Source organism: Pusillimonas sp. SM2304 (assembly GCF_031628915.1).
Lineage (GTDB): Bacteria > Pseudomonadota > Gammaproteobacteria > Burkholderiales > Burkholderiaceae_B > Pusillimonas_C.
Genome location: NZ_JAVLUJ010000002.1, coordinates 766,626 through 790,132, shown reverse-complemented (window position 1 = coordinate 790,132; position 23,507 = coordinate 766,626). Strand labels below are relative to the sequence as shown.

The 23,507-nt window shown below is 62.0% G+C and carries 21 protein-coding genes; 11 read left to right on the top strand and 10 right to left on the bottom strand.

Features of this window, described 5'->3' with window-relative positions:
* Positions 1-60: 60 nt before the first annotated feature.
* The 7 genes from RE432_RS12765 to clpS form a co-directional block, all read right to left on the bottom strand.
* Positions 61-1,173, bottom strand: a complete 1,113-nt coding sequence (locus RE432_RS12765; RefSeq protein WP_310934223.1) for a branched-chain amino acid ABC transporter substrate-binding protein — start codon at positions 1,171-1,173, stop codon at positions 61-63.
* A gap of 182 nt (positions 1,174-1,355) precedes the next feature.
* On the bottom strand, positions 1,356-5,171 hold the full coding sequence (gene putA, locus RE432_RS12760) for a trifunctional transcriptional regulator/proline dehydrogenase/L-glutamate gamma-semialdehyde dehydrogenase (RefSeq protein WP_310933779.1): 3,816 nt from the start codon (positions 5,169-5,171) through the stop codon (positions 1,356-1,358).
* Between the two features lie 143 nt (positions 5,172-5,314).
* On the bottom strand, positions 5,315-5,977 hold the full coding sequence (locus tag RE432_RS12755) for a PqiC family protein (protein ID WP_310933778.1): 663 nt from the start codon (positions 5,975-5,977) through the stop codon (positions 5,315-5,317).
* Positions 5,978-5,985: 8 nt separating this feature from the next.
* Positions 5,986-7,668 carry an MlaD family protein gene (locus RE432_RS12750; RefSeq protein ID WP_310933777.1) on the bottom strand — a complete coding sequence of 561 codons (1,683 nt, stop codon included), beginning with the start codon at positions 7,666-7,668 and terminating at the stop codon, positions 5,986-5,988.
* A 20-nt stretch (positions 7,669-7,688) separates the two neighbouring features.
* Positions 7,689-8,981 (bottom strand): paraquat-inducible protein A, encoded by a 1,293-nt coding sequence (locus RE432_RS12745; protein ID WP_310933776.1) that lies wholly within the window; start codon positions 8,979-8,981, stop codon positions 7,689-7,691.
* A 15-nt stretch (positions 8,982-8,996) separates the two neighbouring features.
* Positions 8,997-11,318: an ATP-dependent Clp protease ATP-binding subunit ClpA gene (gene clpA, locus RE432_RS12740; protein WP_310933775.1), complete on the bottom strand. Its 2,322-nt coding sequence runs from the start codon at positions 11,316-11,318 to the stop codon at positions 8,997-8,999.
* Positions 11,319-11,517: 199 nt separating this feature from the next.
* Positions 11,518-11,841, bottom strand: coding sequence for an ATP-dependent Clp protease adapter ClpS (gene clpS / locus RE432_RS12735; RefSeq protein WP_310933774.1), 324 nt, complete (start codon positions 11,839-11,841; stop codon positions 11,518-11,520).
* A gap of 162 nt (positions 11,842-12,003) precedes the next feature.
* On the opposite strand from clpS, the gene RE432_RS12730 reads away from it, so the two are divergent.
* Positions 12,004-12,249: a cold-shock protein gene (locus RE432_RS12730; RefSeq protein ID WP_165028941.1), complete on the top strand. Its 246-nt coding sequence runs from the start codon at positions 12,004-12,006 to the stop codon at positions 12,247-12,249.
* A gap of 99 nt (positions 12,250-12,348) precedes the next feature.
* Positions 12,349-12,759 carry a DUF192 domain-containing protein gene (locus RE432_RS12725; RefSeq protein ID WP_310933773.1) on the top strand — a complete coding sequence of 137 codons (411 nt, stop codon included), beginning with the start codon at positions 12,349-12,351 and terminating at the stop codon, positions 12,757-12,759.
* A 16-nt stretch (positions 12,760-12,775) separates the two neighbouring features.
* On the opposite strand, the gene pcaF is transcribed toward RE432_RS12725, so the two are convergent.
* The 3 genes from pcaF to xseA all read right to left on the bottom strand — a co-directional run bounded on the left by pcaF (position 12,776) and on the right by xseA (position 16,329).
* Complete coding sequence (gene pcaF / locus RE432_RS12720; RefSeq protein WP_310933772.1) at positions 12,776-13,981, bottom strand: 3-oxoadipyl-CoA thiolase; 1,206 nt, start codon at positions 13,979-13,981, stop codon at positions 12,776-12,778.
* A 357-nt stretch (positions 13,982-14,338) separates the two neighbouring features.
* The gene (gene sodB / locus RE432_RS12715; RefSeq protein WP_310933771.1) at positions 14,339-14,917 is read right to left on the bottom strand and encodes a superoxide dismutase [Fe]; all 579 of its coding nucleotides are present in this window, start codon (positions 14,915-14,917) and stop codon (positions 14,339-14,341) included.
* A gap of 77 nt (positions 14,918-14,994) precedes the next feature.
* Positions 14,995-16,329: an exodeoxyribonuclease VII large subunit gene (gene xseA / locus RE432_RS12710; protein WP_409079872.1), complete on the bottom strand. Its 1,335-nt coding sequence runs from the start codon at positions 16,327-16,329 to the stop codon at positions 14,995-14,997.
* Between the two features lie 564 nt (positions 16,330-16,893).
* Here xseA and RE432_RS12705 point away from each other — a divergent pair.
* The 9 genes from RE432_RS12705 to rpsT all read left to right on the top strand — a co-directional run bounded on the left by RE432_RS12705 (position 16,894) and on the right by rpsT (position 23,461).
* Positions 16,894-17,502 (top strand): MotA/TolQ/ExbB proton channel family protein, encoded by a 609-nt coding sequence (locus tag RE432_RS12705; RefSeq protein WP_310933769.1) that lies wholly within the window; start codon positions 16,894-16,896, stop codon positions 17,500-17,502.
* Complete coding sequence (locus RE432_RS12700; protein ID WP_310933768.1) at positions 17,499-17,909, top strand: biopolymer transporter ExbD; 411 nt, start codon at positions 17,499-17,501, stop codon at positions 17,907-17,909. Before RE432_RS12705 ends, RE432_RS12700 begins: the two co-directional genes overlap by 4 nt.
* The gene (gene lpxK / locus RE432_RS12695) at positions 17,906-18,988 is read left to right on the top strand and encodes a tetraacyldisaccharide 4'-kinase (protein ID WP_310933767.1); all 1,083 of its coding nucleotides are present in this window, start codon (positions 17,906-17,908) and stop codon (positions 18,986-18,988) included. The genes RE432_RS12700 and lpxK overlap by 4 nt, the downstream gene beginning before the upstream one ends.
* Positions 18,989-19,028: 40 nt before the next feature.
* Positions 19,029-19,241: a Trm112 family protein gene (locus RE432_RS12690; RefSeq protein ID WP_310933766.1), complete on the top strand. Its 213-nt coding sequence runs from the start codon at positions 19,029-19,031 to the stop codon at positions 19,239-19,241.
* Entirely contained in the window at positions 19,238-20,002 is a 765-nt protein-coding gene (kdsB, locus tag RE432_RS12685) for a 3-deoxy-manno-octulosonate cytidylyltransferase (RefSeq protein WP_310933765.1), read from the top strand. The genes RE432_RS12690 and kdsB overlap by 4 nt, the downstream gene beginning before the upstream one ends.
* Positions 20,003-20,105: 103 nt before the next feature.
* On the top strand, positions 20,106-20,762 hold the full coding sequence (gene adk, locus RE432_RS12680) for an adenylate kinase (protein ID WP_310933764.1): 657 nt from the start codon (positions 20,106-20,108) through the stop codon (positions 20,760-20,762).
* A 53-nt stretch (positions 20,763-20,815) separates the two neighbouring features.
* Positions 20,816-21,574, top strand: coding sequence for a 3-hydroxyacyl-CoA dehydrogenase (locus tag RE432_RS12675; protein WP_310933763.1), 759 nt, complete (start codon positions 20,816-20,818; stop codon positions 21,572-21,574).
* 12 nt (positions 21,575-21,586) lie between these two features.
* Positions 21,587-23,143 carry a murein biosynthesis integral membrane protein MurJ gene (gene murJ / locus RE432_RS12670; protein WP_310933762.1) on the top strand — a complete coding sequence of 519 codons (1,557 nt, stop codon included), beginning with the start codon at positions 21,587-21,589 and terminating at the stop codon, positions 23,141-23,143.
* Between the two features lie 54 nt (positions 23,144-23,197).
* Positions 23,198-23,461, top strand: a complete 264-nt coding sequence (gene rpsT, locus RE432_RS12665) for a 30S ribosomal protein S20 (RefSeq protein WP_013741765.1) — start codon at positions 23,198-23,200, stop codon at positions 23,459-23,461.
* Positions 23,462-23,507 lie beyond the last annotated feature (46 nt).

Below are 23,507 nucleotides of genomic sequence, written 5' to 3'. Positions count from 1 at the left end.
CTGTATTGTTTGGCCCCGGGCCGGCGTCGGCCGGGCCCGGGACCTCAGCAGGTGCGCCGATCAGTCGGCCTTGCTGACCATGGTCTTGACCATTTCCCACTTACCGTCCTTGACTTCATAAATCGTGACGGAGATTTCCTTCAGGTCGCCATTCTGGTCGTAGGCGATATGTTCGCTGGTGGCCCCTGCGCGCTGCAGGCTGGCCAGTTTGGGCAGGTATTTCTCGGGCTTGGCCGAACCGGCTTCCTTCATGGCGGTGATCATGTTCCAGGCGCCATCGTAGGCATAAGGCGCATACACGCCGGGATTGACGTTGAAACGCGCCTTGTAGTCCGTTTCGAACTTTTCGCCGGCAGCCATTTGCTTGAGCGGCACGCCGGCCAAGGAGGCATACGTGCCGTTGGCGGCACTGCCGGCCAGTTTCAGGAAGGTATCGCTGCGGGTCATTTCACCCGAGACCAGCGGCGCCTTGATGCCCAGGGTCACCATCTGGCGCCGCATAGGGCCCGATTGGGCGTCCAGGCCGCCGAAGAAAATCACATCGGGCGCTTTGGCCTTGATGTTGGTCAGGATGGACGTAAAGTCGTTGGCCTTGTCGGTGGTGTATTCGCGGGCAATCACTTTGCCGCCATTGGCTTCGACGGCCTTGGCCACCTGGTCTGCCAGGCCCTGGCCGTATGCCGTGCGGTCATCGATCAGCGCAACCGTCTTGGCGCTCAGGTCTTTGACGATGAATTCGCCCGCCGCCGCGCCTTGCTGCGTGTCGCTGGTCATCATGCGGAAGGTGGTGTCGTAGTTCTGCTGCGTGTATTCAGGCGATGTCGCCATCGCAATCTGCGGCAAGCCTGCGTCGTTATAAACACGCGAGGCAGGAATCGTCGTGCCGGAATTGAAATGGCCCAGCATGCCCTGCACGCCATCGTCCACGATTTGCTGGGCGACCTGCACGGCTGTGCGGGGGTCGGCCTGGTCGTCGCGCGCAATCAGTTCGAACTTGGCCGGCTTGCCGTCGAGCTCTATGTTCTGCTTGTTGGCCTCTTCCAGCGCCAGGGTAAGACCGTTCTTCATGTCTTCGCCGTAGTGCGACTGCGGACCCGTAAGCGGGGCGGCAAAACCCAGCTTGACGACCGTGTTGTCGGCGGCCTGGGCCGGACCGAACGCAAATCCGGCCATGATGGCGGCCGTTGCGCCCAAAAGCTTGAATCCTTTGATGGACTGCATAGTTATCTCCGTTTTGTTTGAAATACGGTTAGCCTCGGGAGCAAGTGGCGCCCGAATTAAACCAAATGTACACCCGACTGATAATCGGACGTAACCCTGAAAACATCTTTACTGAAACCCTGGACGGCCATGGATCAGCCCACCATCATGAGCGTGGCATTGCCCCCCGCCGCAGCGGTATTCACGCTGACCGAGACTTCCCTGAGCAGGCGTTCAAGCCGATAGCCCGCCCCGCCCGCCAGCTCATCGCTGCTCAAGCCCTGGACCGAAATAATCGGGCCGGACCGCCGCGCCACCGCGCGATTCAATTCACGCAGGGCATCGCTGTCGCCCTCGAACAGCACGGCATCATAATCGGCTTGCTCCCTATCCCCTTCCGCCAGCAGCCGGATACGCTGTCTGGCGGGAGGGTCGCAGCCTTCCAGAAATGCGCGTCCGGCTTCGTTGTCGGCCAGCGCCATCTGGTTTCCGGTTTGCAGGCAGGCGTCAAACTGGGCCTGCGCGCCGGCCGCCGTCGCGCTGATGCACAGCACGGTGCCGCGCGGCTTCACATAGTAGAGATTGTTCTCGCCCGTGGGCCCGGGCAGTGTGGCGGGTGCGCCCGCCACCTGTTCCGCCTGGCACCCGTCGGGCAGGCCCGCGGGGCACCGCGCCAGCAGGCGCGGCAAATACAAGGGCCCGCCCGCCTTGGGACCTGTACCCGACAAGCCTTCGCCGCCAAACGGCTGCACGCCCACCACCGCCCCCACGATATTCCGGTTGACGTAGATGTTGCCGGCCTGAATGCGTTCGGATACCCTGCTCACGGTCTCGTCAAGCCGGGTATGCACGCCGAACGTCAGCCCATAGCCGGTGGCATTTATCGCATCGACCAGGGCATCGAGCTCGTCGCGCTTGTACCGCAATACGTGCAGCACCGGCCCAAAGACTTCTTTCTTGAGTTCGCTCAGGCTGTCGATTTCTATCAGGGCGGGCGCGACAAACGTGCCGTGCTGGCACGACTTGCCCAAGGCCGGCTGGTCGATCCGATGGCCCGCTTCGCGCATGGCCTTGATATGCGCGTCGATGGCCGAGCGCGCATCCGCGTCGATCACAGGGCCGACGTCTGTGGAAAGCATGTCGGGCTTGCCCGTGGCCAGCTCTTGCATGGCGCCCCGCAACATGGCCAGCACGTGATCGGCGCAATCCTCTTGCACGCACAGGACACGCAAGGCAGAGCAGCGCTGGCCGGCCGAGTCGAACGCGGAAGTCAGCACGTCGAAGACCACCTGCTCGGACAGCGCCGACGAATCCACGATCAGCGCATTCTGCCCGCCGGTTTCCGCAATCAAGGGGATGGGATGGCCGGTATCGTCGAGCCGCTCGGCCAAGGTACGCGAAATCAGCAGCGCAACATCGGTCGACCCGGTGAACATCACCCCCCGCACGGCAGGGCTGGCCACCAGGCTTGCGCCGACGGTTTCACCGCGTCCGGGCAAAAGCTGGACCGCGCCCGGCGGCACGCCGGCCCGATGCAGAATGGATACCGCCGCAGCGGCAATCAGGCTGGTCTGCTCTGCCGGCTTGGCCAGCACCGGGTTGCCCGCCGCCAGCGCCGCGGCCACCTGCCCGGTGAAAATTGCCAGCGGGAAATTCCAGGGGCTGATGCACAGCACCGGCCCCAAGGGGCGATGCGTGTCGTTGGAAAAATGCTGTACGACCTGCCGGGCGTAATAGCGCAGGAAATCCACGGCCTCGCGCACCTCCGCGATCGCATTGGGCAAGGATTTTCCGGCTTCGCGCACAATCAGTCCCAGCAAGGGCTGCATGTCGTCCTCGAGCATCTGCGCCGCACGCTCAAGGCAATGGGCCCGATCGGTTACAGGCGTTGCCGCCCAGATGGGCGCCGCGTGTTCAGCCGCCGCAAGGGCCTGGGCCACTTCAATATCAGAGGCCTCGATCACGTGGCCGACCACATCCCGGTCATCGGCCGGGTTGCGCACCGCCATGGCGCGCGCATCGTCCCAGGCTACATCCGCCTCGGCCAGCCGCGGCATGGCGCGCCAGGCATGGCCCACGCTATTAAGCAGCGCGGCCGACAAAGAGCCCAGACGCTGTTCGTTGCTCAGATCCAGGCCCGCCGAATTCAGCCGGCCATCTGCCTGCCGGTACAAGTCGCGCGGCAAGGGAATCTTGTCATGCGGCGCGCCCAGCGGATGGATACGCTCGGCGGCCGCCACCGGGTCGGCAATGAGGGCGTCGATCGAAATGCTTTCATCGCCGATCTGGTTCACAAACGATGTGTTGGCGCCATTTTCAAGAAGACGGCGCACCAGATAAGCCAGCAATGTCTCGTGCGTGCCGACCGGGGCGTAGATACGGCACGGGCGGTTCAGCTTGCCTTGCGCCACGGGACCGGTGACCAGCTCGTACAGAGGCTCGCCCATGCCATGCAGGCATTGGAACTCGTACTGGCCCGGATAATAATTCTGGCCCGCCATATGGAAGATGGCGGAAAGCGTATGGACATTGTGCGTGGCAAACTGCGGGTACACCGCCTCGGGCGCATCGAGCAGCTTGCGGGCGCAGGCCAGATAAGACACATCGGTATAAACTTTACGTGTATACACCGGATAGCCCTCCAGCCCGTCGACCTGCGCGCGCTTGATCTCGGTATCCCAATAAGCCCCCTTGACCAGGCGCAGCATCAACCGGCGGTCGCTGCGGCGCGCCAGGTCAATGACATAGTCGATGACGAACGGAGCGCGTTTCTGATAGCCCTGAATCACGAAACCGATGCCGTCCCAGCCCGACAAGTCCGCGTCAAAGCACAAGGCCTCGAGCAAATCCAGGGAAAGCTCCAGGCGATCGGCCTCTTCGGCGTCGATATTCATCCCGATGTCGTATTGGCGCGCCAGCTTGGCAAGCTCGGTGACGCGCGGCAGCAATTCGGCCATGACCCGTTCGCGCTGGGCCCGGGAATAGCGCGGATGCAGGGCCGACAACTTGATCGAGATGCCCGGCCCTTCGTAGATGCCGCGGCCGTGGCTGGCTTTTCCGATGGCATGTATGGCCTGGACATAAGCCGTGTAGTAGCGTTCGGCATCGGCCGCCGTAGTGGCGGCTTCGCCCAGCATATCGTACGAATACCGGAAACCCTTGTCTTCATGCTTGCGGCCATTGGCGATCGCGGCTGAAATGGTCTGCCCCGCCACAAACTGCTCGCCCATCATGCGCATGGCGATGTTGACCCCCTTGCGGATCAAGGGCTCGCCGCCTTTGCCGATCAGCCGCGTCAACGCCTTGGACAGCGATTGTTCGCTGTTGACGCTGACCAGCTTGCCGGTCAGCATCAGGCCCCAGGTTGCGGCGTTCACGAACAAGGAAGGCGATTCGCCCATATGGGAGCGCCAGTCGCCGTGGCTGATCTTGTCGCGTATCAGCGCATCGCGCGTAGCGCGGTCAGGAATACGCAGCAAGGCTTCCGCCAGGCACATCAAGGCAACGCCTTCCTGGCTGGACAGCGAAAACTCCTGAATCAGGCCTTCAACACCGCCACTCTTGCGTTTTCCCCGCAATGCCTCGACCAGGCGCTTGGCCAGGGCGTAGGTTTCGTTGGGACGGGCGCAGCGCGCCTGGTCCAGCAGCATGGGGACGCATTCGGTTTCAGGGCGGCGATAGGCCGAGGTAATCGCCGCGCGCAATACGGACTGCGGCTGAATATCCTGTGCAAACTCATAAAAGGGCAGCGCCGGTTCAAGGGCGGCCGGCGCCTCGCCCCCTTCTTCGCCTTCGTTGCCGCCCAGATAGGAGATCTCAGCCGGGACATGCCCGCGCTCGATGGCATCGATATAAGAAAAAATGGCCTGCTTGTGCAGCCAATGCGGGGTACAGCCCAGCTTGGCCGCGGCGGTTTTCAAGCGCTCGCGCAGCGTTTCATCAACCTTGACACCCAATGTCGTCGTCGCCATGACCGTGTTCCGTATCCCTGTGCAGCATCATGCCCCGATGGCGGCCGCCCGGCTGCTCGCCACGCAGCGGCACATCGGTGAAAGAACGGAATACTATACGGGTTTCACCTTTTTTCATACAAAGGTTAACCCTAATCGGGAAACTAAGAAAAGGTACAACCTTTCAGGTTTACCTTTTGGCTGGCCACCTGGGTTTGGCCGCTGCGGATCTGTTCGGCGATGACATCCGCCAAGTTACTCAGGGCTTGCTGATGCCCCGCCACCAAGGCCGACATGCCCGGCTGGACCGGCACCCCGGTTTCACCCCGGCAGATCATCGAAGGCTTGCTGCCCTGATTGACTGGCGTCAGCCGCCAGGTCGCATCCAGCAAGGCTTGCTGGTTGTACAGCGACTCGAAGCGTTGCACGCGGACCAGTACCCGCCACACCGGAAGCGTATCGGGAATGCCTGTGGCCGCGACATCCAGCACGCCAAGGCGGCGCGACAGCGCATCAGACAGGGCATTCTGAATCTCATGCGGCAACGGCGCGGCCCACAGCGAATCGCCCAGCGGCATGACTTGTGTCGAGGCAGGGTCGGTGATGACAATTTGCGGCCGATCGACCTGCTCGGGCAGTGCGACCGCTTCTACGCTGATGGCATATCCGGCCGCCGATGCTTGCGGCTTCGGCGCCGCCGCCGCAGCCGGCTGGCCCGCGGACAGCGACGAGGGCATCAAAGTGTAGTAATGACTGGGCTTGTTGGCAGCGCAGCCCGCAAGCAGGAACAAGGCGGCAACGCAGAACAGAGGTTTCAAACGATTCATGGGAGCTCCTACGGGGTCACCGGGAAGCTGTCTTCCCGGCCCCGGATCAGTGCCGTCGGGTGCGTCTGCAGGTAATCGGCCAAGGTACGCAAAGACTTCGCGGCGTTGGTGATTTCGCGCATGGTTCGCTCGATATTGCTGTTCATGGGCGAATTATCGGACAGCAGTTTTTCAACCTGCTTAAGCGACTTCTGGGTCGTCTTCAACATATCGGTCGCCTGTGGCGCCAGCTCGCCTTCCAGCCGGCTCAACAGTTTGGTCATGGCCTCCAGGCTGCTGCGCAGATCATTGCCTATCCCTTCGAAAGGCACCGCATCCAGCTTGCCCACAATACTGCTGATCTGCTGCTGCAACCGGTCAAAGCTACCCGAAATCGTCGGGATAGTCACGGGAACCTTGCGCGCATTGAACTCCACCGCATCGGCTTCCGGGAAGAAGTCCAGCGCCACATACTGCTGGCCCGTCAACAAGTTGGAGGCCCGGATCTGGCCGCGCAGCCCATGCTTGACCAAGGGCCCCAGCAACGCCGCGCCGGGATATTCAGAGCCCGGATCAATCTTCATCAGGCTTTCGTAGGCTTCGCCAAACCGCAACGGATACAGCTCGGCCTTGACCCGCGCGTAAAATCGCTGGGCCTGCAGGTCGAACTCCAGATCGATGTCGACGACCTTGCCAAGTTCCATGCCGCGAAAATCGACGGGCGCGCCCACTTTCAGGCCGCGCACCGACTGGGGAAAATGCAGTTCGATGGCAAATGCGGGGCCATCGGGATCAGCCATGGCTTCAAGATAGGTCGGGGAAAGCGCGAAGCGGCTGTCCGGCTTGGCCGGCACGGCGTCCTCCGATTCGTGCGCCGAGGCAAACGCCACCCCTCCGGCCATCACCGAAACCAGGGAGCTGGTTTGTACATTGAACCCGTCGGCGTCAAGCGACAAGTTGATGCCGCTGGCATTCCAGAAGCGGGTCTCTTCGGTCACGAACTTGTCGTTGGGCGCATCAATAAACACCTGGATATTGACCTGCTTGCCGTTTTCGTCAAGATCGTAGCCAATGACCTGGCCCACCTCGATCCGGCGGTAATAAACGGGCGAGCCGATTTCCAGCGAACCCAGATCCGAGGCAAACAGGGTAAAGCGCGAACCCGGCCTGCCGCTGGTGACCTCGGGCGGTTTCTCGAGGCCGACGAATTCGTACACGGCATCGCCGCCGTTGGTGGACTCCGCCGCATCGACACTGATGTAAGCCCCCGAAAGCAAGGTGCCCAGGCCCGATACGCCGCTGATGCCCAGGCGCGGACGCACCACCCAGAAGCGGCTGGCCTCTTGCGTGATGTACTCCGACCCCTCGCGGCTCAGCTCGGCGCTGACGAGCACCTTGGAACGATCCGGCGCCACTTTGATGTCGGAGACCACCCCGATCACGACGTCTTTGTAGCGCACCTTGGTCTGCCCTATTTCCAGTCCGTCGGCTGATTCGAAACTGATGGTGATCGTTGGCCCCATGTGCAGCCAGCCACGCACCAGCAAAGAAGCGCCCACCAGCGCAGCCACCAGCGGCAGCAGCCAGATCCAGGAAATCCGGCGTTCCCGGCGCGGCTCGACCCGGGGCGTGCGCACCCTGGCCGGGCTTGCGCCCGGATCATGGTCCGTAGCGGGCTTGCCGGGCGCTGAATCGTTATTCGGTTCTGTCATAGTTTTCTCTTCACACTGCGCTACGCAACATCGCCGGTTTCAAAGGAGCGCGGCGCGGACCGCCCCGTTCGCACCGTGCCGCCGGCAGACCGGCGGTCCCAGCCACTGCGCGGGTCATAGCTCATGGCGGCCAGCATGGTCAGTATGACGACCATGCCGAAGCTGACGGCGCCCGGTCCCGCAATGACCTGTGAAATACCCGGGAAGTTGGCCATCGCGGACAACAGGATCACCACAAAGACGTCCAGCATAGACCATTGTCCAATAAACTCGACCAGCTCATACAGACGCGTGCGCTGCCGCTGAACGGCATTGCCCCGCCATCCGCGCTTGATCATCAGCACCATCAGGGCCAGGAGCTTGGTAATGGGAACGACCACACTGGCAATGAATACGATCACGGCCAGATCCCATGACCCCAATTGCCAGAGCTCTATCACCCCGCCCAATATCGTGTGCATGCCATCGCTGGCCGCGGTGCGGACGCGCATGACCGGCAGGACATTGGCGGGAATATAGATAATACATGCCGCCGTCACCAGCGCCCACACGCGCGCAGTCTGGTTGGGTTTGCGAAAATACACCCGCGCGCCGCAACGCCGGCAGCTTTCGGGGGTTTCTTCGTCGCCAAGACTTTGCACCAGGCCGCAACATGGGCACGACGCCGTCAAACCGCCATTTGCCTCCTCGGCGGTGGCCGTCTCAACCAGGCCGGCGTCTTCGGCATAGCACCATAAGCGGCTGGTCGTCAGCCGGCTCAAGCCGGTCAACAGAAAGGTCAACAAGCCAAACGCCCAGATGGCGGGGCCCGGGTGAATGGTGGCCAGGCTGGAGAACTTGACAATGGCCACCAGAATGCCCAGCATCAGGACGGGCACCATGCTCCAGGGCAAGGCATAGTGCAGCACGCGCATGCCGTAACGGAAATCGGCCGGCAGGCGGCGGGACCGGATGGCCAGCAGCGCCCAAAACATGAAAAGCAACTGGGTCAGGGGCAGCCAGAAGCCGAACAGCCCGGTCATGATCGACAGCATTTTATGGCCTTGCTGCCAGGTCAGGAACAAGGCGCCAGGCAAGGAAGCCTGGACGCTCAGGCCTTGAATGGTCAAGGTCGCGATAGGGAAGTAGTTGGCGATGGCAAATACGATCAGTGCGCCCGACACCAGCGCGATCCAGCCATTCAGCGAGATCGCGCTTTGACGGTAGAGTACCGAGTCGCAGCGTACGCAGCTTGCCGCGGCTCCGTGATCCAGCGGCACGCGCTCGTGCAGCGTAGCGCAATGCGGGCAGGCAAACAGCGGAGCGCCAGCCATCAGCAACCGCCCCGGTCAATCAACGAGCTCGGGCTCCGGATGCGAAGGCGAGGCTTGTTGTGTGCCAGCGGGTTTATCGCCCTTGTCGGAGAACGTGAGTTCGACCTTGCCGTCTGCCGACATGCCCACCTCGACGCTGCCCCCATCGACCAGGCGGCCAAACAGGAGCTCGTCCGCCAATGCCCGGCGTATGGTGTCCTGAATCAGCCTTTGCATGGGACGCGCGCCCATGGCCGGATCGAAGCCTTCCTTGGCCAGGTGATCGCGCAGCGCCTGAGTGAACACCACTTCGACCCGTTTTTCGTGCAGTTGGTCTTCAAGCTGCATCAGGAACTTGTCGACCACGCGCAAGATGATATCGCGTGAAAGCGGCGTGAAGCCGATGATGGCGTCGAGCCGGTTGCGGAACTCGGGCGAGAACAGGCGCTTGATGTCGGCCATTTCGTCGCCCGTCTTGGGTGCTGCCGCGAACCCGATGGTGCTCCGGTTCAAGGCCTCGGCGCCCGCGTTGGTCGTCATGACGATGATGACATTGCGGAAGTCGGACTTGCGCCCGTTGTTGTCGGTCAGCGTGCCGTGGTCCATGACCTGCAGCAAGATGTTATAGACATCGGGGTGCGCTTTCTCGATCTCGTCGAGCAGCAGCACGCAATGCGGCTGCTTGCTGACGGCTTCGGTCAGCAGGCCCCCCTGGTCAAAGCCCACGTATCCCGGCGGCGCGCCGATCAGGCGCGATACGGTATGGCGCTCCATGTATTCGGACATGTCGAAGCGCAAAAGCTCGATGCCCAGCACGAAGGCCAACTGGCGGGCGACCTCGGTCTTGCCCACGCCGGTGGGCCCCGAAAACAGGAAGGAACCGATGGGCTTGTCGGGCCGGCCCAGGCCCGAGCGGGCCATCTTGATGGCGGCGGAAAGCGCTTCGATGGCGGCATCCTGGCCGAACACCACGGTCTTGAGATCGCGGTCGAGCGTGGCCAGCTTGTTGCGGTCGTCGTTGGAGACGCTTTGCGGCGGGATGCGGGCGATCTTGGCAACGGTGGCCTGGACTTCGGCCTTGCCGATGATTTTCTTCTGGCGCGAACGCGGCAGCAAGCGCTGGGCGGCGCCCGCCTCGTCGATGACGTCAATGGCCTTGTCGGGCAGGAAGCGGTCATTGATGTGGCGTGCCGACAGTTCCGCCGCCGCCGTGATGGCCGCTGCCGAATAGCGCACGCCATGATGCGCTTCGAAGTGCCCCTTCAGGCCGCGCAGAATCTGTATGGTCTGTTCGACCGTGGGCTCGGGCACGTCGATTTTCTGGAAGCGGCGCGACAGCGCGTGATCTTTTTCGAAGATGCCGCGGTATTCGTTGTACGTCGTCGCGCCCAGGCACTTCAGTTGCCCGGAAGACAGCGCCGGCTTGAGCAGGTTCGAGGCGTCGAGCGTGCCGCCCGAGGCCGAGCCGGCGCCAATCAGCGTATGGATTTCGTCAATGAATAGGATGGCGTTCTTGTTGTCTTTCAGCGACTTGAGGACACCCTTGAGCCGCTGCTCGAAATCGCCCCGGTATTTGGTGCCCGCCAGCAAGGCGCCCATGTCGAGCGCATAGACTTCGGCATCCGCCAAGATATCGGGCACATCTTTTTTGGTGATGCGCCAGGCCAGACCTTCGGCGATGGCCGTCTTGCCTACGCCTGCCTCGCCCACCAGCAAGGGGTTGTTCTTGCGGCGCCGGCACAGCACCTGGATCACCCGTTCGACTTCGTGCTCGCGGCCGATCAGGGGATCGATGCGGCCTGAGCGGGCCTCGGCGTTGAGATCCGTGGCATAGAGTTCGAGCGGCGACTTTTGCTGGTCGGATTTGGGTTCGGCCTCGGGGGCCTGGGCTCGGGCGGGCTCGACCGGCGGTTCTTCGGAAGCCTTGGTGATGCCATGCGAAAGATAATTGACGACATCCAGCCGGGTAATGCCCTGCTGCTGCAGAAAATAGACCGCGTGGGAGTCTTTCTCGCCGTACATGGCGACCAGCACGTTGGCGCCCGTGACCGTATTGCGATTGGTGTTGCCCGACGACACATGCATGATGGCGCGCTGGATGACACGCTGAAAACCCAAAGTGGGCTGGGTATCGACTTCGTCCTCGCCGGGAAAGACCGGGGTGTTCTTGTTGATGAAGGTACGCAGTTCCTGGCGCAAGGCATCGATGTTGGCCGAGCATGCGCGCAGCACCTCGGCCGCCGCCGCATTATCGAGCAGCGAGAGCAGCAGGTGCTCTACGGTAATAAATTCGTGTCGCGCGGTGCGGGCCTCGACAAAGGCCATGTGCAGGCTGACTTCAAGTTCTTCGGAGATCACGCTTCCTCCATCACATATCGGAGCGGACAAACAATTCGATAAATCCTATTCTATGACTAAATCGACCTTGCGTATCAACATTAATTAAAGAGTCATATTACTGTTACCGGATAGCCTCAAAAGCTCCCGATATCTTTACTATACCTGTACTTTTTATCGGCTGCGCGGCGGCGCGCAAAAATGCCGGCCAAGGCCCCCGTCAGGCTTCCGGCGCGGGCTCCATGACACATTGCAGCGGATGCTGCCTGGCGTGCGCCATCTGGCGAACCATCTCGACCCGCGTCGCCGCGACGTCGCGCGTATAGACACCGCAGACGCCCCGCCCTTCGTGGTGCACTTTCAGCATGATGCGGGCGGCTTCGTCTTCGTTTTTTCCAAAGATGCGCTGGAGCACCGTCACGACGAACTCCATGGGGGTGTAATCGTCGTTCAGCAGAACGACCTGATACAAGGGGGGTGGAGCCAGTTTGGCCGGTTGACGATCAAGAACCGTATCACGCTGGTTTTCGATATGAGTAGCCATGACAAATACTAGTGGTTTCCATAGTTGACTATCTTAGGGTAAATTGCGCATTATCGTAGTATTCTGAGTGCTTGGAAGTATGCTGCATGCCAGAATCCGTAGGCTAAAGGTAACCCTTGTAGTCGAGTTTCAATCTAACACTATAGTCGAGAGGCAGTCCGCATGTCTGATTCAACCGCAACCTCCACGCCTGGGGATACACAAAAGCTGACTGGAACCGTCAAATGGTTCAACGACGCCAAAGGTTTCGGATTCATTACCCCCGACAATGGGGGCGAAGACCTTTTTGCGCACTTTTCATCCATCCAAATGAATGGCTTCAAGACCCTCAAAGAAGGCCAGAAAGTCGCATTCGAAATCGCACAGGGGCCCAAAGGCAAACAAGCACTCAACATCACGGCTGCCTGACACGCCTCGTAGTGTAGTAACCGCTTAACAACAATGCATAAATCGTATCGCCATACAGGGCTTCTTAGCCCTGTTTTTTTTTGCTGTGTGCTGGCCCTGATGGCGCTTGGCCTGGCGTCCGGCCCGGCACGCGCCCAGGCCATGCTGTTGCCAACGGCCCAATTGAAGGTCGGGCCGCATGCCGTGCAGGCTGAAGTGGCCGCCACGGAAGCCAGCCGCTCATACGGACTGATGAACCGCAACGCCCTGCCTGCCGATCACGGCATGCTGTTTGTCTTCGATGCCGTGGGCATGCCGTGCTTCTGGATGAAGAACACGCCGCTGCCGCTATCGATCGCATTCATCGACGCACAGGGCAAGATTGTGAATATTGCAGACATGCAGCCCCACAGCCTGGATACCCACTGCCCGCAAGCGCCCATACTGTATGCGCTTGAGATGCAGCAAGGCTGGTTCCGGCAGCATTTGGTCAAGGCCGGCGCGGCCGTTGCCAACCTGCCGCCGCCTTGAGTCCGCCGCAAACCCCTTATACACGCTCCAGGATAACGGCGATTCCCTGCCCCACCCCGATGCACATGGTGCACAGCGCGTAACGCCCGCCGCTGCGATGCAGTTGGTTGACCGCCGTCAAGGCCAGGCGGGCGCCGCTGGCGCCCAGCGGGTGGCCCAGGGCGATTGCGCCGCCATTGGGGTTGACGCGCGGATCGTTGTCGGCAATGCCCAGCAGACGGGTCACGGCCAACCCCTGGGCGGCAAACGCCTCATTCAGCTCAATCACATCGATCTGGTCGATGGTCAGGCCGGCTAGCGCCAATACCTTCTGGGAGGCCGGAGCCGGGCCAATGCCCATGATGCGGGGCTCGACCCCTGCCGTGGCCATGGCCACGACGCGTGCGCGCGGCGTCAGGCCTTGCTCGCGCGCCATGCTTTCAGAGGCCACCAGCAAAGCGCAGGCCCCGTCGTTGACGCCGGAGGCATTACCCGCGGTAATGGTGCCGTCGGGCCGGACAATGGGCTTCAGGCGCGCCAAGGCCTCGAGTGTTGTTTCGCGCGGGTGCTCGTCAGTATCGACCACAATGGGGTCGCCCTTGCGCTGGGGAATATGCACCGGCGTGATTTCCGCCTGGAACACGCCAGCCTTCTGGGCCGCGGCGGTTTTGGACTGGCTGGCCAGCGCAAAGACATCTTGATCTTCGCGGCTGACTTTGAACTGGTCCGCCACGTTCTCGGCCGTTTCCGGCATGGAATCGACACCATACTGCGCCTTCATCTGCTTGTTGATGAAACGCCAGCCTATGGTGGTATCGAAAATGGCCGCATTGCGGGAAAAAGCCGTATCGGCCTTGCCCATGACGAAGGGGGCGCGGCTCATGCTTTCCACCCCGCCGGCCAGCACAAACTGGGCATCGCCCGCACGGATGGCGCGCGCAGCCGACCCGACGGCGTCTAGGCCTGAACCGCAGAGGCGATTGATGGTTGCGCCCGGCACGTCGGTGGCTAGGCCAGCCAGCAAGGTTGCCATGCGGGCGACGTTGCGGTTGTCTTCGCCCGCCTGGTTGGCGCAACCGAACAACGTATCGTCCAGCCTGGACCAGTCTACGTCCGGATTGCGTTCCATGAGCGCCTTGATCGGAATGGCGCCAAGATCGTCGGCCCTTACCGATGCCAAGGCGCCGCCATAGCGGCCGAAAGGCGTGCGAATCGCGTCGCAAATATAAGCTTGTGTCGTCATGATTAAACCTGGAAACCTCAAAAAGAATGCTGAAACAGGAAATCGGCAACGGGCCACCTGGAATGACCGCGCAATGAACTGATCTTAGCGCAAACAGGGCTTACTCTTCGAGGCCGGGGCCGACCTGTCCATTCCGTGGCCGCCTCAATGTTGCCGCCGGGCCGCTCCCAAGGCAGGAAAAAGCCCCCACGCTGCGCAGGCTAATGCCTGCTTGCTGTCCACCTCGCGGCCTGCTTGCTGCCCCCCAGGGGGGCGCTTTTTGCCTTGGGAGCGGCCCGGCGGCAAAAAAATACCCCTGGCGGCCAGGGGTGGCGGGGCCGGGATGCTGGGCATCCCGATCCGATGGGTGCGCTGGGATCAGCCCAGGTTGGATGCGGCGAATTCCCAGTTCACCACGCCCCAGAAGCTTTCCAGATATTTGGGGCGGGCGTTGCGGTAATCGATGTAGTAGGCGTGTTCCCACACATCACAGGTCAGCAGCGGGACGTCGGCTGTGGTCAGCGGGGTCGCGGCATTGCCGGTGTTGACGATATCGAGCGAACCATCGGCTTTCTTGACCAGCCATGTCCAGCCGGAACCGAAATTGCCGGCTGCCGATTTGTTGAACGCTTCCTTGAAGGCGTCGACACTACCCCATTTTGCGTTGATGGCATCAAGCAGCGCGCCGGTGGGCTCGCCGCCGCCATTGGGCGACAGGCTGTTCCAGTAGAACGTGTGGTTCCAGATTTGCGCCGCATTGTTGAAAATGCCGCCGGACGACTTTTTGACGACTTCTTCCAGGGTCGCGGATTCGAACTCAGTGCCGGCCACCAGATTATTCAGGTTGGTGACGTAAGCCTGATGATGCTTGCCATAGTGATACTCAAGCGTTTCCTTGGAAATGGTCGGTGCCAGGGCATCGAGTGCGTACGGGAGCGGGGGTAAGGTAAAAGCCATGTTCAAGTTCCTTCAAAAAAACCAGTCAGGGTACGGGAAAGCAGCGTGTCGGCGTACTTGGGTCCGAACGCGGGTCGTTATAGTAATCCGTGCGTTTGCGTAACATTGACGCGCGCGCTGCCGCGGCCAAGCTCGACACTAAGCGATTCGCCAACGCTCAAGTCTAACGCATTTTTTACGATCTCCCCGTTATCCTTGCGGACGATGGCATAACCCCGTTGCAGGATGCTGCGGGGGCTCAATGCCTCGAGCGTTTGCAGCGTGGCGGCAAGCCGCTGCCGGCGCCGTTCAAGCAGGCCCTCTAGTGCGCGGCCCAGACGCTGCTGCTGCCCGGACACGTTGCTCCGGATGCCGGCGGGCTTGGGGGCGGCATAGCTGAGCCGTGTCCTGAGCATGGCCAGCTGGGCGCGGCGGCCCTCGTGGGGGCGCACAGCGGCCTGGGTCAGGCGGCTTTTCAATACCGACAGGCGTTCGTTCTGCTGCCGCAACCGTTGCTCGGGCGAAACCAGCATGGCCACGGCGCGGTCCAGCCGCAATGCGGCGCGCTCGAGCATGCGCAACTGCTGCGCTGCCAGCGCCGACACGATTGCGCCCAGTTCGGTCACACAACTTTGGCGGCTGCGGCAGCACAGCTCCGCCGCCGCGGTGGGGGTCGGGGCGCGCACATCGGCGACAAAATCGGCAATCGTGAAGTCGGTTTCATGGCCCACGCCGCTGATCACCGGGATAGGACTGGCCGCAATCGTGCGCGCCAAGGCCTCATCGTTGAAACTCCACAAGTCTTCCAGGCTTCCGCCGCCACGCACCAGCAGCAGCGTATCCACCTCGTTGCGGCCGATCGCCTGCTGCAAGGCCTGGTTCAACCGGCCGGCCGCCTCCAGCCCTTGCACCGGCGCGGGGTAAATGATGATGGGTACATGAGGCGCCCGCCGGGCCAGGGCCGACAAGACATCGTGCAGGGCCGCCGCCGCCAGTGACGTGACCACGCCGACCGCCGCCGGCAGCGGCTTGACAGGCCGTTTCCGCGCGGGATCGAACAGGCCTTCGGCGGCCAGCTTGTCTTTCAATGCCAGGAATGCCTCGTGCAGATCGCCGCGTCCCGCCCTTCTCAGGCTTTCGACCTGCAATTGATAGTCCCCGCGCGGCTCATACAAGGTGACATTGACGCGAAACTCAAACTTTTCCCCGGGCTTGGGCACGAAGCCCACCGCCTGCGCCCGGCCGCGAAACATGACCGCGCGGACGGTGGCGCCTTCATCCTTCACTGAGAAATACCAGTGGCCCGACGCCGCCTGGGTGAAGTTCGAGATTTCCCCCTTTACCCAGATACGCGAAAAATTTCCTTCCAACAATTCACCGACCCGGCGATTCAACTGGCTGATGGTCCAAACACTGTCAGTCGTGGTCTGCATTTTTCTTGAATCCATAAAAACTCCGTGGCCGCCTAAAGAAACACCGCATAAGCCGGATCCCGCGGTTTCCCGCAGGGTCTGTCCACAGAGGAAATCGTTTTGTCAAATCGGTGAAATATCAATTCAATCGCCACCATAGATCAATTTCAGCTTTAAGCAAACAACATAAGCCATTGATGTAAATATATTATTTCGATTTTTTCAAAATGAGCGCAAATTAACCACTGAACCTGTAGGGCCGGTAAATAGCGCCTATCAGGCAACTTGTGCACAGAATTATCCACAGTTTCTGTGGATACCCGCCCGAAAGCCACACGGCAAGCCAATCTAGGCCGAACTTTGACGCCATGTTTGCGTTTTGAGCCCTTGGCAGGCGCATTCGCCCATTCCCAGCCGGTCTTGGCTTGCCATGGGCGCGCATGCCAGGCCTCGCGGCTGTCTATGGGTCAATCAGCCCGTCAATATACGCTATTTGGCCTATTCTACTTTCCGTCATTTGAAATGTTTCCGGCACGGCGCCACACAACGTTAAAATGCCTTGGCCTATTACATGGGGAGATCGCTTTGCTTGACATCATCAACGCGGCCGGATGGCCAATATGGCTGTTGATTGCCACGTCCGTCCTGGGGCTCGCCTTGATCATCGAACGGTTCCTGTCTTTGCGCGCCAAGCTGGTCTTTCCCCCGCGCCTGCCCGGCCAGGTCCTGGAGCTGCTGCGCCAAAGAAACAGCAGTCCCGACGCGGTGCTGCGGCTGGCGGGCAACTCCCCCTTGGGCCGGGTGCTGGCCGAGGTCATGATCAATCGCGACGAAACCAATGCGTATCGCCTGACGGCCATTGAAGATGTCGGCAAGGATGTGGCCCACAACCTTAACCGCTACCTGCCTGCGCTGGCCACCATTGCCGTGGTGGCGCCCCTGATGGGGCTGTTCGGCACCGTCGTGGGAATGATCGAGATTTTTGCATCTTACACCCCGGCCGGCGGCGACCCCGCTCAATTGGCCCGGGGGATCTCCATTGCCTTGTACAACACCGGCTTCGGCATCATCATTGCCATCCCCGCCCTGATTTTTCACCGGTATTTCCGCTCGCGCGTGGATCACTATCTGCACCGCATGGAACGCGAGGCCAGCGCCCTGAACCGGATGATCGAGCGCGGAGCGCGGCCATGAACTTCCGGCGCAGGCAAGCGGACGATGATCTGGACATCAACCTGATCCCGCTCATCGATGTGCTGCTGGTGATCTTGATTTTCCTGGCGGCCACCACCTCGTTCACGCGGTTCAACCAGATGGAACTGGCCTTGCCCGAGGCTCGGGCCGACGCGCTGGAAACCGATGCTATCGATGTCGCCATCAGCCAGGAAGGCCTTTACGCATTGAACGGCCAACTGATGCCGGGCACGACGGCGCAAAGCATTGCGCAAGCCCTGCGCGCGGCGGCCGGCGGCCGGCAAGATGCCGTTCTGGTCATCAATGCCGACGCACAGACCACGCATGAATCCGTCGTCCGCGTCATGGAGGCGGCCCGGCTTGCCGGGATCGCCCGCGTCAACTTCGCCACTCAGAGTCCGCCTTGAACATTTCGCCGTCCTTGACCCAAACCCTGCATACCGCCTGGCAAAAGAAGGGGCTGATCAGCACCCTGCTGTGGCCGGCGTCCTGGATAGCGCGCGCCTTCATCGCCCGTAAGCGATTGCGATACCAGCGTGACCCCGGACTGGCCTATCACAGCCGCCTGCCCGTGATCATCGTCGGCAACATCTACGTGGGCGGCACCGGAAAAACCCCCGTCGTCGTCGCCCTGGCGCAATCGCTGCAGGCGCGCGGCTGGCATCCCGGCGTGGTCAGCCGCGGCTACGGCGTTCAGGTGGGCGACAAGGCCAGGACGGGACAAGGGCAGCTTGATCCCGCCCTGTTCGGCGATGAGCCCGCCCTGATCGCCCAGGCCACAGGCTGTCCTGTGGCCGTGCACCCCAATCGCCCGCTGGCCCTGAAACGGCTGCAGCGCGACTATCCGCAAGTCGATGTCGTCATCGCCGACGACGGCCTGCAGCATCTGGCCCTGGGTCGGGACCTGGAAATCGTCGTGCAGGATGGGCGCGGCACCGGCAATGGGCGGGTCCTGCCGGCAGGCCCCTTGCGCGAACCCGCCAGCCGCCTTGAATATGTCGACGTCATCATCACCAATACCCAGCCCAACGAGCCCGCTCCGAAGCGCCTGAATACCCTGGCGCGGCAATTGACCATGCAACTGGCGCCGGTCAGCGTGACGCAACTGAGCACCGGCACGACCCTGGAATGGAATGCCTGGCGGTCGGCCCACGGCCACCGGACGGTCAGCGCCGTTGCCGCCATCGGCCAGCCAGAGCGTTTTTTTGCCATGCTGGCCGCGGCAGGCCTGCAATTGAACCAGACGGTGGCATTGCCGGACCACGATCGCTACGACACCTCGCCATTCAGCGCCCTGTCGGACCCGAACATCCTGATCACCCGCAAGGACGCCGTCAAATGCCTGCATTTCAACGATCCCCGGCTGTGGGTCGTGCACGCCGAACCCGTGTTTTCGGATGCCGATTGGATAGATCACATCCATGAAATGCTGCGCGTCATTGCCCAGCAAAAATCCGCCATGGCCGACAAACGGCCCAGGCATTAAACTCTTTCTTTTATCGTCCGATTTTCCCTTGGAGCTGCGCATGGAATCCCGCCTGCTTGAAATACTGGTCTGCCCGCTGTGCAAAGGTCCTTTGCACCATGACCGCGAACAGCAAGAGCTTGTGTGCAAGGCCGACAAGCTGGCCTACCCCATCCGCGACGGCATTCCCGTCATGCTCGAGGACGAAGCCCGCGATCTGGCCAAGCGCGCACCCAAATCGGGGCAACCCGCCGAATCCGCCAAAACCGCATGAGCTTTATCGCCGTCATTCCGGCGCGTGCCGCCTCGACGCGCCTGCCGGGCAAGCCCCTGCTCGATATCGGCGGCAAGCCCATGGTGGTGCGTACGGCGGAACAGGCCGCAAAATCGCAAGCCAGCCAGGTAGTGGTCGCCACCGACGACGCCGGCATCCAGGCCGCCGTGCAGGCGCACGGGTTCAAGGCCCTGCTGACCCGCGCCGACCATCCCACCGGCACCGACCGCCTGGCCGAGGTGGCCGGACAACTGTCGCTTGAGCCCGATACCATCGTCGTCAACGTACAGGGCGACGAGCCGCTTATCGACCCCGCGCAGATCGACGCCGTGGCCTATTTGCTGGCGCAGGCCCCCGACGCGGCCATTGCCACCTGCGCCACCGCCATCACCGATGCCGCCACACTCTTCAACCCCAATGCCGTCAAAGTCGTCTGTTCGCATGGCCAGCGCGCACTGTATTTTTCACGCGCGCCCATCCCCTGGGCGCGCAATGCCCTGGCCGACGGCGCGCAACGGCTGGCGGAAGGCCTGCCCGCCTTGCATCACATCGGCCTGTACGCCTACCGCGTGGCGTTTCTGGCGGCCTATCCCGGCCTGCCGGTGGGGCCGCTGGAATCGTTCGAGTCGCTGGAGCAACTGCGCGCCCTGGAAAACGGCTACGTCATTGCCGTGCATATTGCGGCAGACCATCCCGCAGCGGGTGTGGATACCCAGGAAGATCTGGACCGGATACGCGAATTATTCATAAATCGGTTATAAATCGACTTCAAATTCGCTGGTTCCGCGCCGGATCACGTGCATAAATTGCTGCATTGCGGCATAATCGGAAAAAGTTAGAAAAACGAAACTCCAGGAGGAATTCATGCGACTGATACTGCTCGGTCCACCCGGTGCGGGTAAAGGCACCCAAGCGGCATTCATCACCGAAAAATTTGGCATCCCCCAGATTTCCACCGGCGACATGCTGCGCGCCGCTGTTAAAGCCCAGACCCCTTTGGGGCTGGAGGCCAAGAAAATCATGGACACCGGCGGCCTGGTTTCCGACGACATCATTATTGGCCTGGTGCGCGATAGGCTGCAACAGCCCGACTGTCGCGACGGTTACCTGTTCGACGGTTTTCCGCGCACGATCCCGCAAGCCGATGCGCTCAAGCATGCCAATGTCAAGCTGGATTTCGTGGTGGAAATCGTCGTTCCCGAAGAAAACATCATTGAACGCATGAGCGGACGCCGTGTGCATCCGGCCAGCGGGCGCAGCTACCATACCAAGTTCAATCCGCCCAAGACGCCCGATACCGACGATCTGACGGGCGAGCCCCTGGTCCAGCGCGATGACGATCGGGAAGAAACCGTCCGCAATCGCCTGGCTGTCTATCGCGAACAGACCCGGCCGCTGGTCGACTACTATTCGCAATGGGCAGAATCCGGCAGCCCGGACGCACCGGCCTACCGCCAGCTTTCCGGGCTGGGCGCGGTCGAAGACATCAAAGAACGCATCTTTCAGGCGCTGCAGGCCTGAGCCGGATTCTGAACGGGCCCAGCGCCCGTTTTTTACATATATCGAGACAAAAAATGGAAATCAGGAACAAAGTATTCATCGTCACCGGCGCGGCATCGGGCCTGGGCGCCGGCACCGCCCGCATGCTGGTCGCCGAAGGCGCCAAAGTCATCCTGGCCGATGTCCAGGATGAGGCCGGGCAGCAACTGGCCGCCGAGCTGGGGCAAAGCTATGTGCATTGCGATGTCACCCAGGAAGCCGATGGGCAGGCCGTCGTTGCCGCCGCCACGCAGGCAGGGGCGCTGTTCGGCCTGGTCAATTGCGCCGGGGTCGCGCCCGCTTCGCGCACCGTGGGCAAGAATGGCCCGCACGCGCTCGACCTGTTCCAGAAGGTCATCATGATCAACCTGGTCGGGACATTCAATATGTCCCGCCTGGCCGCCGCTGCCATGAGCGGGAACACGCCCGAACCCACAGGGGAACGCGGTGTCCTGATCAATACCGCTTCCGTTGCCGCCTACGACGGACAGATCGGCCAGGCCGCCTATGCCGCATCCAAGGCGGGCGTGGCCGGCATGACGCTGCCCATCGCGCGCGACCTGTCCAAGGCCGGCATACGCTGCGTCACCATTGCCCCCGGCATTTTCGGCACCCCCATGGTGTTCGGCATGCCGCAGGAAGTGCAGGATTCCCTGGCCGCCAGCATCCCCTTCCCGTCCCGCCTGGGCCGTCCGGAAGACTATGCCAAGCTGGTCAACAGCATCATCACCAATGAAATGCTCAATGGCGAAACCATCCGTCTGGATGGCGCCATACGCATGGGCCCTAAATAAGCGCCCAGCCTCATGAGCCTGCTCCGGTCTGCAGCCACGGTCAGCAGCTTCACGCTGCTGTCACGCATAACAGGCCTGCTCCGCGACATCCTGATTGCCAGTTCGTTCGGGGCGGGGCCGCTGACCGATGCTTTCTGGGTGGCGTTCCGCATTCCCAACCTGTTGCGCAGGCTGTTCGCCGAAGGCGCTTTTTCCCAGGCCTTCGTGCCCATTCTGGGGGAAGCGCGCAGCACGCGCGATGCGCAAGCCGTACGGCTATTGCTCGACCGCGTTGCGCTGCTCCTGACATTCGCCTTGATGCTGGTGACTGCCGCGGGGATCATCGGCGCCCCGTGGGTGGTCAGCGCCATGGCCAGCGGCATGCGCACCGCGGCGCGGCAAGCAGAATTCGACGCAGCGGTCTGGATGACCCGCTTGATGTTTCCCTACATCGTCTGCATGTCGCTGGTGGCCTTCGCGTCGGGTGTGCTCAACACCTGGAGCAAATTCGCCGTTCCCGCCTTTACGCCCGTCCTGCTGAACCTGTCCATGATAGGCGCCAGCCTGTTCCTGGTCTCGTACTTCCAGACACCGATTTATGCCCTGGCGGCCGGCGTCATGATAGGCGGCGTGGCCCAGTTGCTGGTGCAATGGGCGGCGCTGGCCAAGCTCGGCCTGCTGCCCCGCTATTCCCCGCGCGTCCGCCAGGCCTGGCACGACCCCACCGTCAAGCGGATCATGCGGCAGATGCTGCCCGCGATCCTGGGCGTATCGGTGGCGCAAATCTCGCTGCTGATCAACACCAATATCGCCACCTGGCTGACGCCGGGCAGCGTGACTTGGCTGTCGTTCGCCGACCGCCTGATGGAATTTCCCACCGCGCTGCTCGGCGTGGCGCTGGGCACGGTGTTGCTGCCCCGCCTGTCCGCGGCGCACGCCCGGCAGGATCAGGCCGGCTATAGCGCCCTGCTGGACTGGGGCCTGCGCCTGGTGCTGCTGCTGGGCCTGCCCGCCGCGGTCGGCCTGGCCCTGCTGTCAGACGGGCTGGTGGCCACGCTCTTTCATTACGGCGCCTTCAGCGGCGCCGACGTCATGCAAACCCGCCTGGCTGTCATGGCCTACGCCGTGGGCCTGATCGGCCTGCTCGCGATCAAGATTCTCGCCCCCGGCTTTTACGCCAAGCAGGACATCCGCACCCCGGTGCGGATTGCCCTGTTCGTCCTGGTGCTGACCCAGGTGTTCAACGTGATTTTCGTGCCGCAATTCGCCCACGCCGGGCTGGCCCTGTCGATCGGACTGGGCGCCAGCGTGAATGCGCTGTGCCTGGTGGTGCTGCTGCGCCGCGGCGGATTCTACACGCCCGGCCCCGGGTGGCTCCGCTTCGGCCTGCGCATGCTGCCCGCCCTGGGCGCGCTATCGGCCGTGCTGTGGCTTGCCGGCCAGTCGCTCGATTGGGTCGCCCTGGGCGCGCAACCCGGCCTGCGCGTGCTCTGGCTGGGCGGGGTCCTGGCGGCCAGCGCGCTGGCTTATTTCGCTGTGTTGCTTGGCTGCGGATTCAGGCCTTCAGACTTTACACGGCGTGGCAAGTAATATAGAATAGCTGTCTTTGCCGAATAAACCCACACAGATACACGGATACGCATAATGGCCAATACCGCCCAAGCCCGCAAACGTGCTCGCCAGTCGGTAGAGCGCAACAAACACAACGCCAGCCTGCGCTCTATGCTTCGCACGTCGATCAAACGCGTGCGCCAAGCCATCGAAGCCGGCGATAAAGCCGTTGCTGCTGAAGTTTTCCAAAAAACCACAAGCATTATCGATCGCGTTGCCGACAAGAACATCATTCACAAAAACAAGGCTGCCCGTCATAAAAGCCGCCTTGCTGCCGCAGTAAAAGCACTCGCCTGATTGCTGTCATGGTTTAATCGGCAAAAAGCGGCTGGGGGCCTCCCCA